1 protein-coding gene is annotated in these 276 nt (G+C 59.8%); it reads right to left on the reverse strand.

Annotated elements, in window-relative coordinates; all coding sequences use genetic code 11:
* A partial coding sequence (locus tag AF337_RS10875) for an alpha-amylase family glycosyl hydrolase (protein ID WP_244471217.1) occupies positions 1-276 on the reverse strand: 276 nt, incomplete at both ends.

A 276-nucleotide genomic window follows, 5' to 3' on the forward strand; every position in this document is an offset into this window, starting at 1 on the left:
GCATCACGCCGGGATGAGTGGCATCGAGCGCGGCGCGTATGCGTTTGAGGATCCCGTGGGTTTCCGGCAGGTTTTCGTTGATCGTCCCCTCGCGCTCGACGAGGTAGGGGATCGCATCGAGACGAAACCCGTCGATGCCGGTTTCCAGCCAGAAGCGCATAACCCTCAGCAACTCCTCCATGACAAGAGGGCTGTCGAAATTCAGGTCGGGTTGATGGGAATAGAAGCGGTGCCAGTAATAGGCGCCGGCCACCGCGTCCCATGTCCAGTTGGATT

It is taken from the genome of Rhizobium ecuadorense (assembly GCF_001187535.1).
Lineage (GTDB): Bacteria > Pseudomonadota > Alphaproteobacteria > Rhizobiales > Rhizobiaceae > Rhizobium > Rhizobium ecuadorense.